General features: G+C 41.4%; 15 protein-coding genes. 7 read left to right on the forward strand and 8 right to left on the reverse strand.

The annotated features are described in order from the left end of the window. The first annotated feature begins 14 nt into the window (after positions 1-14). Both Q0465_RS03255 and Q0465_RS03260 read left to right on the forward strand, forming a co-directional pair. The gene (locus Q0465_RS03255) at positions 15-2,381 is read left to right on the forward strand and encodes a tyrosine-protein kinase family protein (RefSeq protein ID WP_298612738.1); all 2,367 of its coding nucleotides are present in this window, start codon (positions 15-17) and stop codon (positions 2,379-2,381) included. Positions 2,382-2,387: 6 nt separating this feature from the next. Then, entirely contained in the window at positions 2,388-3,089 is a 702-nt protein-coding gene (locus Q0465_RS03260; RefSeq protein WP_298612740.1) for a CpsB/CapC family capsule biosynthesis tyrosine phosphatase, read from the forward strand. On the opposite strand, the gene Q0465_RS03265 is transcribed toward Q0465_RS03260, so the two are convergent. Genes Q0465_RS03265 through Q0465_RS03275 form a run of 3 tightly spaced genes read right to left on the reverse strand, consistent with a single transcriptional unit; the run spans position 3,061 to position 5,618 of the window. Next, positions 3,061-3,882, reverse strand: a complete 822-nt coding sequence (locus Q0465_RS03265; protein ID WP_298612743.1) for a TIGR02757 family protein — start codon at positions 3,880-3,882, stop codon at positions 3,061-3,063. The genes Q0465_RS03260 and Q0465_RS03265 overlap by 29 nt on opposite strands. Positions 3,883-3,895: 13 nt before the next feature. Further along, positions 3,896-4,576 (reverse strand): tRNA (5-methylaminomethyl-2-thiouridine)(34)-methyltransferase MnmD, encoded by a 681-nt coding sequence (gene mnmD / locus Q0465_RS03270; protein WP_298612746.1) that lies wholly within the window; start codon positions 4,574-4,576, stop codon positions 3,896-3,898. Positions 4,577-4,595: 19 nt separating this feature from the next. Then, a complete protein-coding gene (locus Q0465_RS03275; protein WP_367274298.1) occupies positions 4,596-5,618 on the reverse strand; it encodes a low specificity L-threonine aldolase in 1,023 nt (340 codons plus the stop codon). A 261-nt stretch (positions 5,619-5,879) separates the two neighbouring features. Here Q0465_RS03275 and Q0465_RS03280 point away from each other — a divergent pair, with 261 nt between their 5' ends. Further along, complete coding sequence (locus tag Q0465_RS03280; protein WP_298612751.1) at positions 5,880-6,308, forward strand: DoxX family protein; 429 nt, start codon at positions 5,880-5,882, stop codon at positions 6,306-6,308. Positions 6,309-6,357: 49 nt separating this feature from the next. On the opposite strand, the gene Q0465_RS03285 is transcribed toward Q0465_RS03280, so the two are convergent. From Q0465_RS03285 to mce, 5 genes are all read right to left on the reverse strand, one after another. Further along, a complete protein-coding gene (locus Q0465_RS03285) occupies positions 6,358-7,536 on the reverse strand; it encodes a sodium ion-translocating decarboxylase subunit beta (RefSeq protein ID WP_298612986.1) in 1,179 nt (392 codons plus the stop codon). A gap of 488 nt (positions 7,537-8,024) precedes the next feature. Next, positions 8,025-8,453 carry a biotin/lipoyl-containing protein gene (locus Q0465_RS03290; RefSeq protein ID WP_298612753.1) on the reverse strand — a complete coding sequence of 143 codons (429 nt, stop codon included), beginning with the start codon at positions 8,451-8,453 and terminating at the stop codon, positions 8,025-8,027. Positions 8,454-8,506: 53 nt separating this feature from the next. Beyond that, positions 8,507-8,872, reverse strand: a complete 366-nt coding sequence (locus tag Q0465_RS03295) for an OadG family protein (protein ID WP_298612756.1) — start codon at positions 8,870-8,872, stop codon at positions 8,507-8,509. Positions 8,873-8,883: 11 nt separating this feature from the next. After that, a complete protein-coding gene (locus Q0465_RS03300) occupies positions 8,884-10,443 on the reverse strand; it encodes an acyl-CoA carboxylase subunit beta (protein ID WP_298612988.1) in 1,560 nt (519 codons plus the stop codon). Between the two features lie 110 nt (positions 10,444-10,553). Then, complete coding sequence (gene mce, locus Q0465_RS03305) at positions 10,554-10,958, reverse strand: methylmalonyl-CoA epimerase (RefSeq protein WP_298612759.1); 405 nt, start codon at positions 10,956-10,958, stop codon at positions 10,554-10,556. A gap of 335 nt (positions 10,959-11,293) precedes the next feature. Between mce and Q0465_RS03310 the strand changes: the two genes are divergently transcribed. The 4 genes from Q0465_RS03310 (at position 11,294) to dnaN (ending at position 16,920) form a co-directional block, all read left to right on the forward strand. Beyond that, the gene (locus Q0465_RS03310) at positions 11,294-11,728 is read left to right on the forward strand and encodes a hypothetical protein (protein ID WP_298612762.1); all 435 of its coding nucleotides are present in this window, start codon (positions 11,294-11,296) and stop codon (positions 11,726-11,728) included. Between the two features lie 157 nt (positions 11,729-11,885). Further along, positions 11,886-13,973, forward strand: a complete 2,088-nt coding sequence (locus Q0465_RS03315) for an alpha-L-fucosidase (protein WP_298612765.1) — start codon at positions 11,886-11,888, stop codon at positions 13,971-13,973. A 132-nt stretch (positions 13,974-14,105) separates the two neighbouring features. Next, on the forward strand, positions 14,106-15,494 hold the full coding sequence (locus Q0465_RS03320) for an aminopeptidase P family protein (protein ID WP_298612768.1): 1,389 nt from the start codon (positions 14,106-14,108) through the stop codon (positions 15,492-15,494). Between the two features lie 301 nt (positions 15,495-15,795). Continuing rightward, on the forward strand, positions 15,796-16,920 hold the full coding sequence (dnaN, locus tag Q0465_RS03325; RefSeq protein ID WP_298612772.1) for a DNA polymerase III subunit beta: 1,125 nt from the start codon (positions 15,796-15,798) through the stop codon (positions 16,918-16,920). Positions 16,921-16,983 lie beyond the last annotated feature (63 nt).

Raw genomic sequence — 16,983 nt, forward strand, 5'->3', positions numbered from 1 at the left:
TTCAGGATAACGATATGAACGTAAATGAGCAAGAGCAATTGACCCAGAACGAAGAAGAAGGTATTGATTTCAGGGAATTATTTTTTAAATTACTGATCCATTGGCGCTGGTTTGTAATAGCAGTGCCTGTCTGTATAGCTTTAGCTATATATGTTTATATGATCCAGACTCCGATTTATAATATAGAAGCTAAAGTTATGATTAGTGATTCTAAAAAGGGAGAGCTGGGAACCAATGTGATGATGAAGGAACTGGGATTTCTGCAGGGAGGAGATATGTTTGTGGAAAATGAAATTGTAGAACTCCAGTCGAAGAACCTGATGCGGGAAGTGGTGAAAGACCTGGAGCTGAATATCAGTTATATAAAGGAAGGTTTTCCCAGGGATCAGAATATGTATACCTCTACTCCGATTAAAATTTTGATAGACCATCCAGAGAATATTCAGGATACTACCCTTATCATTAACACTCACAAAAGCGGGAAAATTGTGATAAAAGACCGGGACGGGATTTTAATTTATGAAGGGGAGTATTCTCAGGCAATCCCGATGGGCACTTATCAAATTTCCGTGGAGAAAGTCGATACGGCTTTTCAGGACGATCAGATTTTGGTGCAATTGAGTTCTTATGAGAGTGCGACAGATCGTTTTCATGCTAATTTATCCGTAAATTTGCTGGGTAAGAATACCAATGCCGTAAGTATTTCAGTAAAAGATGCAATTCCTTCCAGGGGAATAGATCTGGTCAATGCTCTCATTCACCGTTACAATGATAACGGAGTAACGGATAAGCAGTTGGTTTCTACAAAAACCGTAGAGTTTATCAACGAACGGCTGAGTGTAATTAACCGGGAATTAGGGGGTATTGAAACCGAAGCAGAACGGTTTAAGAAAGAAAACCGTCTGACGGATATCACTTCGGATGCAGCTATGGTTATGGAGAGGAAAAAGGCTGCAGATGCCGAATTGCTGAAGCTGGAAACAGAACTTGCTGTTGTGAAAAGTATCCGGGCTTTCCTGGAACAGAAAGGGAATGATGAATTCCGTTTGTTACCGGAGAACCTGGGGTTAACCGATGTTACTTTGACAAGTGGTATTACTCAGTATAATGAAATGGTTTTGCGGAGGAATAAATTGCTGATGACAGCTAATGAAAGTAATCCCTTGCTGATCAGTTTGAGTAACCAACTGAAAGCTTTGAAAAACAACATCCGGATTGCCATCGGGAATGTAGAAAAGAGCCAGGAAATTAAAATCAATAGTTTACGCCAGGAAAATCAGTCGGTAGATAAATTATTGACTTCAGTGCCCACTCAGGAAAGACAATACCGGGCCATTGCCCGTCAGCAGGAGTTAAAAGAAAATTTGTTTTTATTTCTGCTGCAAAAACGGGAAGAGGCAGAAATTGCGAAGTTGATGTATGTTCCGGCAGCTAAAATTATAGAGGATGCCCGTAGTGGAAAGTCACCGGTATCTCCTAAAAAGATGTTGATTATACTGGTGGGATTGATTGTGGGCTGTGCAATTCCGTTTGGTGTTATTTTCCTGAAAGATATGGTGAATTCGAAAGTGAGGGGATTGGAAGATGTGGAAAAGGCAGTGAAAATTCCTGTTTTGGGAACTTTGCCCGAATTACCGGAAGAAAAAGTTAAAATATTTAAAGGAAATTTTGCCCTGGAAGAGTCTATGCATTTGATCCGGGAGAATCTGAATTATATGATCAACCGGAAGGAGGGAAGCCCTGTTATTATGGTTTCTTCTACTATCCCGGGAGAAGGAAAATCATTGGTATCGGCACATTTAGCTACGGCTTATGCGAAAGCGGGTAAAAAAATTATCGTATTGGGATGCGATTTACGAAATCCCCGTATGAATGAATTTTTCGGAAAACCTCAGGGAAAGGGTCTGGCTGCTTATTTAGCGGGGATTGAAAATGATGTGAATAAGGTGATTGAGCAGATTGATGAAAACCTGTATGCAATTTTTGGAGGAACCGTGCCTCCGAATCCGACAGAATTAGTGTCCGGTGAAAGAATGCGTCAGCTATTGTCGGAGCTGAGGTCCCGATTCTCTTATGTGATTCTGGATACACCTCCGCTGGGGATTTTGGCCGACGGATTTACGTTGAGTAAATATGCGGATGCCTGTGTATATGTCGTCAGGGCTAATGTTTTGGATAAGAAAGCTTTGAAATTGGTGGATGAGTTGAACCGGGAAAAACGTATCGACAATTTAGGAATCGTATTGAACGGGGTGAAGATGGTACATGGAAAATACGGTTATGGCTATGGTTATGGGTATGGCTACGGCTACGGTTATGGATATGGCTACGGATATGATTCTGAAAATAAACATGAACATTCTAAAAAGCGTAAAGAATAGACTGTAATGGGATGGTTTAGGGGTCATAAGCAATATTTCTCTTACCGGCATGATATGCATGCACATCTTTTGCCGGGTTTGGACGATGGAGTGAAGACCTTGGAGGAGGCTCTTAAATTATTGGAAAAGATGAGGGGATTGGGGATAGAGCGCTTTTCATTGACTCCTCATGTTGCTTATCCTTCTATGCCTAATACGGGGGAAGATATTCAAACTGCTTTAGCGATTTTGCAGAAAGCACGCCCGGATATACCTATAGAGGCAGGAGCAGAGTATCGGGTCGGAGAAGAAGTTTTCCAATTGGCAGAAGAAGGGAAAATGTTGCCTTTTCATCAGCAATATATATTGATTGAAAATAGTTTTCTGGCTGAGTCAATTCACTTGGAGTCTTTGATTTTCCTGTTGCGCAGTAAGGGTTTTATACCGGTATTGGCACATCCCGAACGTTATAAGTTTTATTATAGTCATTTTCTGAATAAATGTCAGGACCTGATCAGAAAAGGTTGCCTGTTGCAATTGAACCTGCTCTCTCTGGCCGGATTTTATGGCAAAGAAACGGAGAAGATTGCCTGGCAGTTGTTAAAATCAGGTATGGTCAGTTTTGTCGGAAGTGATGTACACCATCTGAATTATGCTGAAGCTCTGGAGGATTTCCTTTATAGCCGGACAGCAGATAAACTCAATTCGTATACTTTACTGAATCGTTAGTATCCTGTTTTTTATTAAATTTAGCGAAGGCTCCCAAACCAAATAAGGCAAAATCATAACGGATAGGATCTATGGGGTCGAATTCCCGAAGGTGTCCGGTCAGTTCTGCGACTGCTTGGGCATCATTTTGTTTGCGGTGGAGAAGGCCTAGTTCCCGGCTGACATTTCCGGTATGTACATCCAGGGGAATCAATAAGGCCGCAGGAGGGATGGTTTTCCATAATCCAAAGTCAATGCCGCTGTTATCCTGCCGGACCATCCAGCGCAGGAACATATTTACTCTTTTGGCTGCGGATCCTTTTTCTACATTTGCAATATGTCTCAATACTCTCTTTTCAGCCGGAAGTGCTGTAAATTCATCGTACCAGCAACGGAGTACCTGGAACATATCCCGGTGTTGTAAATAAGCTTTTGTAAATACTTCTTCCAGTCCCCCTTTCGTACGGTAAATACGGGCTAAAGCCTGCAGGAAATAACAACAGTCGTAGCCATTAAAGGTACGGTGTTTAAAAGAAATAAAGCGTTCAAAGTCTGCTTCCTGTGCATTTCGGATAAAATCGTAAGGAGCATAATCCATAAGGCACATGAGTTCCTTGCATTTGCGGATAATTGTCGGGCGTTGCCCCCATGCCAGTGAGGCTGCCAGAAAACCGGATATTTCAATATCCTCTTTTTGTTCAAACATTTTGGGTATCTGGATGGGATCCGTATCGATAAAGAATTCAGAACGGCAATATTCCCGGTACTTATCTTCCAGCAATTGCCGGATTGCTTCTTTTTCCTTCTTTCTCATTTCGTTTCAGAAGTTATTTTTGAGCTCTTAGTATTTCTCTTTTACCCGGAGGTCCCGGCAGCTTTTTTAACGTAAATCCCACCTTTCTCAAAGCTTGTTTGACGATTCCTTTTACGCAATAGGTGACCAGTATCCCTTGCGGTTTGAGGGCTTTATAAAAATTCTGAAAAACGTCTTCTGTCCACAGGTAAGGCTGAATTTCCGGGTTGAAAGCATCGAAAAAAATTATGTCGAAACGGGATTCAAACCGGATTTCCCTGAAATCCTGGCGGTATTTGTGTAAACTGAAAACGGGACTTATGGCGTTCTCCCTTTCCCAGGGACAAGAGTGTAGTTCATCAAAGATATCCGGATTTTTTGCCGGAATTTGTGCTTTATAATTCAATTGTTTCGTTTCTTCAATACTTAAAGGGTATTTTTCAATACTGTGGTATTGAATGCGGATCTTTTGTTCTTCTGCGTATACGAACGAAAGATAAGCATTTAATCCCGTTCCGAAACCGGCTTCCAGAATATTCACTCCGGATAAAATAGTTACTGGCGGATTATTCCGGAGGTAAAATTCTATTCCGGTGTGTATAAAGATATGTACAGATTCTTGTATGGCCCCGTGTATGGAATGATAGTGTTCATTTAAGGCCGGGACATATAAAGTGGTACTTCCGTCCTCCGTATGGATAAATTGACGTTTCATATATAAAGAAGGACATCTCTTATAATAGTTTTTCCCTCAGCAAGTTTACAAATTCAATGATATCGTTTTCGGTGGTATCGAAAGAACATACCCAGCGGATTTCGGAAGCATCCTCATCCCATATATAAAAAAAACATTCTTTTTGCAGACATTCGATTTTGTCTCGGGGAATAATGGCAAATATTTCATTGCCCTGTACTTTTTGGGTGATTTTAATTCCCGGAATCAGAGAAGCTTCATTGGCTAAACGCTGGGCCATACGATTGGCATGAGCTGCAGTCTTCAGCCAAAGCCCATCCTTTAATACTGCGGAGAACTGGGCGGCGATAAAACGGGATTTAGAATGCAATTGCATAGCCTGTTTACGGATATAGGGGACGTCCCGGCAGACAGAAGTATTGAAAAAGACGACGGCTTCTCCAAACATCATTCCGTTTTTTGTCCCTCCAAAACTCAATACATCTATACCGGCTTTTGCTGTGATGTCTAAAGGATCACAGTTCAGGTAAGCAATTGCGTTGGCTAAACGGGCGCCGTCCATGTGAACATAAAGACCGTGAGCATGGGCAAAGTCGCATATCTCTTTTAATTCTTCCGGCGTATAAATCGTTCCCAGTTCCGTGCATTGGGTCAAAGAGATTACGTTGGGCTGTGAATGATGTTGTTCCCCAAAACCATGCATATGATTCTGAATCAGGCCAATATTTAATTTACCGTCGAAAGTTGGAACGGTAAGTAACTTACAGCCTGCCTGTTTTTGAATGGCTCCGCATTCGTCTACATTGATGTGAGCTGTTTCTGCACAGATGATCGCATTGAACGAACGGGTAAAAGCCGAGAGACTCACAATATTGGCTCCCGTGCCGTTGTATACAAAGAAGACTTCTATATCTTTTCCGAAAATCTGTTTAAAATCATGGATTGCTTTTTCGGTATAATCGTCTTCCCCATAAGAATGCTGATGTCCGTATGCAGCCTCTTTCAGAGCATTGAAAACTTCCGGAAGTACACCGGAGAAATTATCACTTCCAAAACCTCGGATACTCATAAGTATAAATTAAATAAATGATGCGGTAAAGATACCCTTTATCGGAAAAAGAAAAAATATGTACGGAGAAAAAGAATCGGGAAAAGAATAAAGAAAAAGAAAGAAACCTATTTTTAAACTTTTCGTAAAATTGAAAAGCGTCGTAGGGAAGAAATAACCGGAAATAAATGAAGAATTCTGACGGGAGCGAAAAAGAGGCGCGTGAGCTGTGGAAAAGATTAGCAGAGGCATTATCGTTTTAACTACAACTGTTTTATGAAAGATTTTTTATTCTTAGGAAAACCATTGCGGAGAGGACGTTCTTTCCCTTTGTTTTTGGCCCGGGTGTTTATTGCCCTCATGATGTTGCTGCATGGGTTTTCAAAGCTGCTAGCATTCCGTGAGTTGGCTGGTAATTTTCCGGATCCCTTGGGAGTTACACCGGTTGTATCCCTCCTTCTTTCTATTTTAGCGGAAGTGGGTTGTTCCCTCCTCCTTTTGCTGGGAATATTTACCCGTTTGGCAACCGTACCGTTGATTTTTAATATGATAGTAGCGATATGGGTGATCCATGGAGAGGATCCTTTTCAGATAAAAGAATTGGGAATACTGTATCTGGCTTTTTATATTTTATTTTTCTGGTTAGGCGGAGGGCGTTATTCGCTGGATTATATCTTTTTCTGGAAAAAGAAATGCAGGGTTTAAAAATAAACAACTCCCTGTTAAACAGAGAGTTGTTTATAAAATAAGGATTTTACATCAAGAAACTCAATAAGGTACCCGCTGCCACTGCTGAGCCGATCACTCCGGATACATTCGGAGCCATCGCGTGCATCAGCAGGTAGTTGGTCGGATCGTTTTTCAATCCCATATTTTGTACTACACGGGCACTGTCCGGAACAGCTGATACTCCGGCGGCTCCGATCATTGGGTTGATCGGGTTGCTTTTTGGAGACAACCAGTTCATAATTTTACCAACCAATACACCACCGGCAGTAGCAATAATAAAAGAGAATGCTCCTAATCCGAAAATCAGAATAGAATCCTTGGTCAGGAATACGTCTGCCTGTGTAGAAGCTCCTACGGTAACTCCCAATAACATAGTGATTGTATCGATCAAAGCATTGCTGGCTGTATTGGCCAAACGGTTGGTTACTGTCGATTCTTTCAGCAAATTACCGAAGAACAGCATTCCTAACAACGGAAGAGCTGAGGGAGCAATGAAAGCTGTCAATAGCAAACCGATGATGGGGAAAAGTTGTTTTTCCAGGCGGCTGACAGAACGCGGAGGACGCATTTTGATTTTCCGTTCGTGTTTAGTCGTCAAAAGGTTGATTACTGGAGGCTGAATGACAGGAACCAGAGCCATGTAAGAGTAGGCAGCAATGGCAATCGGACCGATAAGGTTTTTCACCAAAGTTCCGTCGGCCAGCATGTTTACTCCATTGGCTAATTTAGAAGAAAGGAAAATAGCTGTCGGACCGTCGGCTCCGCCGATAATACCGATAGCACCGGCCTCGGGGGGAGCAAATCCTAACCATAAAGCTCCTAGGAAGGTTACGAATATACCCAGCTGGGCTGCCGCACCCAATAACATTAACCGGGGGTTGGAAATCAATGAGGAGAAATCTGTCATTGCTCCGATGCCCAGGAAAATCAAAGGCGGATACCAGCCATTGATCACTCCGGAATAGAGAATATTCAAAACGGATCCCGGTTCGTAAATACCGAGTTTCAGGTTAAAGGCTTCTCCCATATAGAAAGGAATATTTCCAATAATAATACCCATTCCGATGGGAATCAGCAACATCGGCTCGTAATCGAAACGGATAGCCAGCCAGATAAAGAGCAGGGCAATAATGATCATCACCAGGTTGCCCGTAGTCGCGTTGGGAAAACCGGTAAATTCCCAGAAATTCTTCATCCCCGCCATAGCGTCAGAATTGTGGTATGCATTCTGATCCATACCCGAAAATTCCAATACATTCCCGTTCATCGTAGCAATACGGACACCCAGATCGACCATCACGTCGGTCGTTACATAGCCCTGGCCGGATGCATTCGGGTCTAAATTCGGAGAGAATTCAGTAATTTTTTTAGGCTTGAAAGTCATTATGACTTTGTTCCCTTCCAACTGCCATTTTCCGGTATAACGTTGTTTGATGGAATCCATGGTAAAGGTTCCGTCATCATAAAAACTATAAACTTTATAACGGGCTACTGTCCGTGCTTTCTGATCCGGCTTTAAGTCCGTTGCCCGGATCGCCTTAGGGATATATCCCCCGGCTCTGTTCATCCATTTGCCGTGGACAAGCTCGTCTTTTAAGCTACCTCTGTTTGATGCTTCGCAGGTATTTCCGCTGAAGGCGACAAACAAAAAAGATAGCATAATGAAAATAAGTCTGTTCATATTCTATTGAATTATGCTATTTCTACTAATGTATCGCCCTGGAGAACTGCATCTCCTTCTTTTACTTTGATAGCCTGTACAACACCACCTTTTTCAGCCATTACGTTGTTGTCCATTTTCATGGCTTCCATAATCATCACACATTCGCCGGCTTTAACAGTAGCCCCTACGCTAACGTTGATTTTTTTAATCGTTCCGGGTAGGGGAGAATTAATTTTGTAGGCAGCACCACTGCTTTCGGCCTTTTTGATCTGACCTTCCCCCGGTTTGTTTACTACCGGTTTACGAGCCAAAACAGGAGTTTTTGCTTTCTTTTCTTCTCCCTGTATTTCTACTTGGTAAGAGGTACCGTTTACGGAAACCGTAGCATTTGAGCCATCGAATTCTCCTACTTCAACTTCGTAGGTTTGACCGTTTATCTTAAACTTGTATTTTTTCATATGCTTATTAATTGGTGACCGGATCATTTCCATGCCGGCCATGAATCATTAATTTATTTTTTCACCGGTTGGTTTTGTACACTATAAATTTTAGAACTCCAGGGAGAATATTGCTTGGGAGCGTTGTGAATCGTAATAATATTACTTTCTTCATCGTGTAATTCATTAAAATACAAGTGAAGACCCATTGCGATTGCTACATTTACGTTCCCTTCTACATTAATATTCTTTGCTGGTTCCTCATGTCCGGCTTTTTTCAATTTATTTTTAATGTTCATTTCCAGAATTTTTGGAATAGACATAAAGATAAATACCAGTATTCCCAGTGCAACAAATACCACAATGATACTCACAATTGAAATGGTGTATCCTCCGGCTTCCCTGATCAGATCTGTAGAAAGCGTAATTAAACTTGTCATATTCTTTAATTTTACAACGGTATATTACTATGTTTCTTCGGCGGATTAACCACTTTTTTGGTACGCAGGCTTTCGAAGGCACGGATTACGCGGAAACGGGTATTGCGAGGTTCGATCACATCGTCAATATAACCATAGGAAGCTGCTTGATAAGGATTAGCAAAAGCTTCGTCGTAAGCATCTACTTTTTCCTGTATAAATTTAGCTTTTTCTTCATTGCTACTGATAGCAGCTACTTCTTTTCCATACAGAACTTCAATGGCTCCGGAAGCCCCCATAACGGCAATTTGAGCGGAAGGCCATGCATAATTGGCATCTCCGCGCAGTTGCTTACAGGACATCACGTCGTGTGCTCCACCGTAAGATTTACGCAAAGTAACGGTAACTTTCGGTACAGTAGCTTCTCCGTATGCGAATAATAATTTGGCACCGTGAATGATAATACCACCGTATTCCTGTCCACTGCCCGGTAAGAATCCCGGTACATCCACTAAAGTCAGGATCGGAATATTGAAACAGTCACAGAAACGAACGAAACGGGCTGCTTTCCGGGAAGCTTGTATATCCAATACCCCGGCGAGGAAGTTCGGTTGGTTGGCGATAACTCCTACCGGCATACCTCCCATACGGCAGAATCCGACAATGATATTTTTAGCGAAGTTGCGGTGTACTTCCAGGAATTCTCCGTGGTCGACGATAGCTTCAATTACTTCCAGCATATTGTATGGCTGGTTTGGATTGTCCGGAATTAAAGAATTAAGACTGTCTTCCAGACGGTCGATCGGGTCTGTACAGTCAATCATCGGAGCATCTTCCAGATTGTTAGAGGGCAAATACGACAACAGTTTACGGATAATCAGAATACCTTCTTCTTCGTTTTCTACCTTGAAATGAGCAACTCCTGATTTGGTAGAGTGGATTCCGGCACCTCCCAGATCTTCTGTACTGATGTCTTCACCTGTAACCGTTTTTACAACTTTCGGTCCCGTAACGAACATATAGGAAGTTTCGTCTGTCATCAGGATAAAATCGGTGAGTGCCGGAGAATATACAGCACCTCCTGCACAGGGCCCGAAAATAGCAGAAATCTGCGGAATAACTCCGGAAGCCAAAATATTGCGTTCGAAAATTTCAGCATAACCGGCCAGAGAAGTTACCCCTTCCTGGATACGGGCGCCTCCGGAATCATTCAGACCGATAACCGGAGCTCCGACAACCATGGCCTTATCCATTACCTTACAAATCTTCTGTGCCAATGTTTCAGATAAGGCTCCTCCGAATACGGTGAAATCCTGTGCAAATACAAATACTAACCGGCCGTCAATCGTTCCTTGACCCGTTACCACACCATCTCCGAGGAATTTGGTCTTTTCCATTCCAAAATTGGTACAACGATGGGTTACGAACATATCAAATTCTTCGAAACTACCGTCATCCAGTAACATTTCAATACGTTCGCGAGCCGTTTGTTTCCCTTTTTTATGCTGGGATTCGATTCTCTTTTCACCGCCGCCTAATTTTGCTGTCGCACGTAGGTCGATCAGTTTTTTTACTTTATCTTGATTAGTCATCATATAATATTGAATTTATAATGTTTATAAAGTTGTAAAGTCTTAAAAATCAATAAAGAATTGCTGTTCATCGCAGTAATTCTTTATCGAAATCAAACTTTAAAACCGTATTATTTTTTTCCGCAAAGTTCGGTCAATACCCGGTTGGTAGATTTCGGGTGCAAAAAGCCAATTTGCAAACCTTCGGCTCCGGCACGCGGTGCTTTGTCAATCAATTGACATCCGGCAGCAGCTGCGTCATTTAATGCTTGTGCAACATCTTCTACTGCAAAAGCCATGTGGTGCATACCCCCACCGTTTTTTTCTACAAATTTACCGATAGGTCCTTCCGGATCTGTCGATTCCAGTAATTCAATCTTCGTTTGGCCTACTTGAAAAAATGCTGTTTTTACTTTTTGATCCTTTACTTCTTCAATCGCATAACATTTTAATCCCAATACTTTTTCATAAAAAGGAATAGCCTCATCCAGGCTTTTTACGGCAATGCCGATGTGTTCAATATGAGTTGGTGTCATGATAATAAATTATTAAATAAATAATGTATGTTAATTCCTGAATTTTGTGTTATAAAACATATTTTAAGCACATAAATATATCTTTCGGAAACGTTTACTTTCCGAATTTGCCCCCAAAAGTACTCATTGTTATTGCGATTACAAAAAAAAAAGAACAGATATTTTTTAAATTTCTGTTTTTCATCATAATTTTTTACATCTGAAGGAAAAAAGAGAATCCTTTTGTTTTATCCCGAACTTTTCCCTTCCCGGGACGTATATACTTCGTTCAGTTTTTCAGTTAAATGGGAATTTTTCTGATAATTTGAATAAGGACGTAAATAAAAAATAAAATTATGAGTACACAACGATTTATTGTATTTATTCTGGCTTTGGCCGGAATCATCTCTACTTTTTTGCCTTGGTACAGAGTAGAAATGATCGGAGATCTCTCCGGGGTTTCCACATCGGGCTGGTTTACTTTTATTATGTTTATCATTATTTTATTTTTATGTGTGCGCCGGAATACGGCTTTGGATATGAGTTATGGAAATACCTGGGCTGTTTCCGTGTTGGGAATAGCAGCCGGAATAGTTGTTTTATGGCGTATGTTCGATATTTATTTTGCACAGGATACTACCTTGGAATTGAGTGGGAGACTGAGCGGAATAAACGGAGAACAAATTGTACTTCGCTATGGGATCTGGATCGTTATGGTTGCCGGATTGGCTACTCCTTTGGCTGCATTTTTGTTTAGGCGTCCCCGATTGAGCAAAGGATCGGAAATTTAATTACTTTTATAGCCGTAAAAGAATACACGGGAGCAGGCCTCCTGTGTATGTATTTTGCTTGTTTACTATCCGGATTATTTATTGGCTGTCAGTTGGGAACAGGGATAAAATGAAGGTATACCGGATTAAAGGGTGTTGGCAAATTTAATTTACGGTTATGAAAAAAATAGTGTTTTTATTTCTTTTGTGTGCCTGGAGCGCTTATGGTAAAAATAAGCCTGATTCACAATGGCTGGATCAGAAATTTTCGATGTTTATTCATTGGGGGATTTATTCTGAATTGGGAGGAGTGTGGGACGGGAAACCTGTAACTCAGGGCTATAGCGAACAAATTCAGTCGCAAGCCGGTATTTTCGGAGATTGGTATGCGGCTGTGGCAGAACGGTTTTATCCGGCCGGTTGGAATGCTGATTCTATTGTGGCCTTAGCCCGAAGGGCAGGAATGAAGTCGATAGTGTTTACGTCCAAACACCACGATGGTTTTTGTATGTACCACAGTCGTTATACTGATTATAATGTAGTGGATGCAACTCCTTTTAAGCGGGATGTAATGAAGGAACTTGCCGAAGCCTGCCGACGGCAAGGAATGCGTTTTGGAGTGTATTTTTCACTGATCGACTGGCATTTCCCGCAAGCTTATCCTATTTCCAGCCATAATGCCGATCCGCTGACACCGGAACACTATATTTATAATCTGAAACAGGTAGAGGAAATTATGACCGCTTACGGGGATATTTCCGAAATATGGTTTGATATGGGATCGCTGACACCTGAGCAGAGCCGGGGACTTTACCATCTGGTGGACTCTTTGCAGCCGCATTGCATGATAAGCGGGCGGCTAGGGAATGATTGCAGCGATTTCAGTGTATTGGGAGATAATGAATATCCCGATTATAAAATAGGAGTACCGTGGCAAACAGCTGCATCTTTTTTTAATGAAACCTGGGGATACCGTTCCTGGCAAGTAAGGGGGAAGGCAGAGGAGAAGGTAAATGAAAAACTTCGGAGTTTGATTAAAGTAGTAAGCCGGGGAGGGAATTATTTGTTGAATATTGGTCCGAAAGGGGATGGAAGCGTAGTTCCTTTTGAAAAGGAAGTATTGGAAAAAATGGGAATTTGGCTTGAAAAATACGGAGAAAGTATTTATGGCGTGAAAGCCAATCCTTTTGAATATCTGTATCCGGGACAGGATGTCACCGTAAAAGGAAATCGCATTTATATTTTTGCAGATAAATCTGCTCCTCTCAGCAAAATTCGTTTAGAGGGGCTGCAGGGACAGGTCTTATCTGCTTCTTATATGGAAGGAGGAGCTGTAGGCATTGGCCGGGAAAAAGGAGAATGGCAGTTGTATGGAGAACCTGCCTGGCAAGAGGATAGCCCTGTGGGCATCATCTGTCTGGATATGCAGGAAGGTTGGAAAATTGAACCGGTAAAGAGTCAAGTAAAAGGTAAAAGGTTGACATCCGGAAATGCCACTCCATTGTATGCATATTCCTGCATCGATTATTATACCGGTTTCCGGAGTACTGTGGCTTATACCTGGGGATTTCAGGCAGTAAAGAAACAAGTGAAGCCTGTGTTATATTATACGGATAATGAGAAAGGAAGGCGGATTCAGATAAAGATAGACGGAATAGAAAAAGAAGTGCTTCTGGAGGAGAATGACGGACGGGAAAGTTGTGTCCTTTCGGCAAAAGGGACATACTGGGGCCCTGTTTATATGAAATCTTCCGGCAGTGTTTTTGGTACCCTTCCGGCCGGAATACGGGAAATCCCTGAAAAACCGGAGGAAGACGGGTGGAAGAAGTTAGCCGGTTTCCGGTATGGAATAATAAGCGAGTTGCCGGTGCGGGAGAGAAAGTCTCTGTTTTTATATACGGAGATAGAGTCCGGGAAAGCACAATGTGTACCGGTTGAATTGGGAAGCGGAAACGGAATTTTAGTGCTGCTGAATGGGCGGGAAATTACGGCTCACCTTTCAGAAAAAGGAAAACGGTATAATAAGGAATATGTAGTATTACCCTTACAAAAGGGGAAAAACCGCCTGATTATTAAATTATACAACCGATTTGAGAAAAAAATCTGTTTTAGTATCAAACCTGAAGAAAAATATAAGGTTTATAAATTGGAAATGGAACCTTTCCGCTTGGAAGCAGGAAAATGGCACCGTTGCGAAATTCGTCCGTCGGATGCGGTATCCAAATGCAGTGCAATGCGATTGAATAATCTTGAAATGGAATTTTAGGTATAAATTGGTATTTTATTTTCGGGTTTATTTGGTTATCTTGTGAGCTGTTTCGGAGTGGAAGGAAACGCAGGGGAATGAAATGATATGGCAGAGATAATAAGTAAAAATTAATCATTAAAAATAAATCGTATGTTTGAAGCAAGTGTTTACAAAAACAGAAGGAAAGAATTGCGGGAGAGAGTATGGGAAGGGTTAATTCTTATTTTAGGAAACGGCGAGGCTCCGGCCAATTATAAGGATAATACTTATAAATTCCGTCAGGATAGTTCGTTTTTATATTTCTTTGGTTTGAATATGCCGGGATTTGCCGGAGTATTGGATGTAGAGAGCGGAAAAGAATATCTTTTCGGGAATGATGTGGATATGGACGATATTATCTGGATGGGTCCTCAGCCGAAGGTAAAAGAATTAGGTGCTTCTGTCGGGATTACCAATACCCGGCCGTTTACAAAGCTGGCTGAAATGTTGCGTCAGGCTATTGCAGAAGGGCGGAAAATTCATTTCCTGCCTCCTTATCGCTATCAGAATATGTTGTTGCTGGAAGATCTGCTGGGTATACATCATTCTCTTCTCAAACAGTATGCTTCTGTCGAATTAATTCAGGCAGTAGTGGCTTTACGCTCTGTAAAGGAAGCGTGTGAAATAGACGAGATTACGAAGGCCTGCAATATTGGTTATGAAATGCATACTACTGCCATGCGGAATTGCCGTTCCGGAATAAAGGAGCAGTATATTACAGGTTTGATAGAAGGTATAGCCGCTTCTTATGGGAGCATAGTATCTTTCCCTGTCATTCTTTCTCAGAACGGCGAAACGCTACACAATCATAATCACAGCCAGATCCTGCAAAAAGGACGAATGATGCTGACAGATGCGGGTGCTGAAAATAATATGAATTATTGCTCTGATTTTACCCGTACTGTACCTGTGGATGGGAAATTCTCTGCCCGTCAAAAAGATATCTACAACATCGTAGTGAATTGTAATAACAAAGCGTTAGAGTTGTCCCGTCCTGGCGTGACTTATCTCTCTGTACATCTGGATGTATGTAAAGTTTTGGCCGAGGGATTAAAAGATTTAGGCCTGATGAAGGGAGATACAGAGGAGGCCGTAGCTGCCGGTGCACATGCTTTATTTATGCCTCATGGACTGGGACATATGATGGGATTGGACGTACACGATATGGAAGATTTGGGACAGATATATGTGGGATATGACGCAGAAACTCGCCCCGTTAACCAGTTCGGGACATCCTCTGTACGTATGGGACGCCGTTTAGAGCCGGGGTTTGTGGTAACCGATGAACCGGGGTGCTATTTTATTCCCGCTTTGATTGATCAGTGGAGGGGAAAAGGAATGCATAAAGAATTTCTGAATTATGATAAGATCGAAACTTATAAAGATTTTGGTGGTATCCGTCTGGAAGATGATGTACTGATCACTGAAGAAGGATGCCGTTTGTTAGGAGATCGCCGTATTCCGATTACGGTGGAAGAAGTAGAAGAAATTATGGGATAATCGCTTGGTCTTTTTAGGAAGAGGATACCTGAAATGCTGAGAAAAGCAGGAGGGTATCCTTTTTTGTTAAACCTCAGCATACTGCTGTGTGGAATAGGAATTGTTCCGGGTAATAACAGCAATTGAAAAAAGAAATATTTATGAGGCAAAGGTAAAGGAAGCTGCCAAGACAGGAAGGAAATTTTATTTTACAATTTCTATTTTTTTCTGTTGAAAAATTGTCTTTAAAATTTCAAGGGGAAAAAAAAATACATTAATTTAGGCGTTCATTTCAGAATAATAATTAATAAAAATATAACCTATGAAGTTTGTCGTATCAAGTAATACTATGCTGACGCGCTTGCAAGCGGTAAGCAAGGTGATCGGCGGGAAACCGGTACAACCGATTCTGGATAATATCCTTTTAGTCGCCACTAACGGTTTATTGTATGCAACAGCATCCGATAAAGAAACTACAATGGAAGCTAAAATCGAGTTGGAACAATTGGAAGAAGAAGGGCAGATTACGATTCCTGCAAAGATCTTACTCGATATGCTGAAAGAATTTCCGGAACAACCTTTGACTTTTGACATCAATGAATCGACCAATGAAGTCCGCATTATTTCGGAAAAAGGAGAATTTTCGGTGAGGGGAGAAAGCGCGGAAGATTATCCAAAACCTGGAACTCCGGAAGGAGAAAACACTTCTTTTGAGACAAAATGCGGATTAATGCTGGATGGTATTGTAAAATCTATTTTTGCTACTGCCAATGACGATTTGAGGCCCGTTATGAATTGTATCTTAATTGAAATGAATGAGGATAATTTTACCTTTGTGGCTTCGGATGCTCATAAATTGGTACGTTACAAACGTTTTGACGGGAGAAGTGAAAATGGACAGCATTCTTTAATATTGCCCAAAAAACCGGCTTTGATGTTGAAAAATATTTTGCCGAAAGACGATGCTCCTCTGCAGATTGCTTTCAATGAGAAAATGGCTTGTTTTGTTTTCGGTAATTATAAGATGACTTCTACTTTGGTAGAGGGACGTTTCCCCAATTATAATTCCGTAATACCTCAGAATAATCCTAAAAAAGTTATTATCGAGAAAAAAGAATTGTATAATTCTTTACGCCGGGTGTCTGTTATGGCAAATCAAGCCAGCAATCTGGTAAAGTTTGAATTGGGAGGAGATAAGATTACTATTTCTGCTCAGGATATCGATTATTCAATGTCTGGTCATGAAACGCTTAATTGTCAGTATGAGGGGGAACCGATTGCAATTGGATTCAAATCTCCTTTCGTGTTGGAAATTCTGTCGAATATCGAATCGGAAAATGTGGTTTTAGAATTGTCGGATCCTACACGCCCCGGTTTGTTCCTGCCTTTTGAAAACGAGGATCAGGAGGAGGATTTACTGATGTTATTAATGCCTATGATGGTGTAAACCTCTCCGGATAAGTAACAGGTTAAAAGATGACCTTATACGTGATCTTTTAACCTGTTCTGT

This window comes from uncultured Odoribacter sp., assembly GCF_937966165.1.
Classification (GTDB): Bacteria; Bacteroidota; Bacteroidia; order Bacteroidales; family Marinifilaceae; genus Culturomica.